The 372-nt window shown below is 35.8% G+C and carries 1 protein-coding gene; it reads right to left on the reverse strand.

Annotated features, from left to right (window positions below; genetic code table 11):
* Positions 1-372 (reverse strand): riboflavin biosynthesis intermediates N-glycosidase (ybiA, locus tag ABXH34_RS10180; RefSeq protein ID WP_353571787.1); only part of this gene is annotated, 372 nt, incomplete at both ends.

Genomic DNA, 372 nt, shown 5'->3' on the forward strand with positions numbered 1-372 from the left:
AATCTTTTGAGCTGTTCTCTCACTTCCATCAATGCAAAACCGAGCAAATTTAAGCCTTGCCAATAATTAGGATTTTCAATATTGGGATCATCTATTGCGAGTCCAACTCCCCATATTTTATCAATGGGACTGGCTTCAACTAATACTCGTTTACCTGTATTGGCTAAAAATTCACCTAATGCTTTATTCTGACTAAATTTTAAAAAGTTACCACGTACTATAATCTCAAACCGCTGCGCCAACCAGATCATTTCATCAAAATTGAGTACGTTTCGCCCTAATGCTTTTGCCTCACCAGGGTTTGTTGCATGAATTATTTTTTGGTAATTCTCTGTATCATCAAATAATTTAGCTTTTTCTGCCATCATATAG

This window comes from Candidatus Albibeggiatoa sp. nov. BB20 (assembly GCA_016744725.1).
Taxonomy (GTDB): domain Bacteria; phylum Pseudomonadota; class Gammaproteobacteria; order Beggiatoales; family Beggiatoaceae; genus Albibeggiatoa.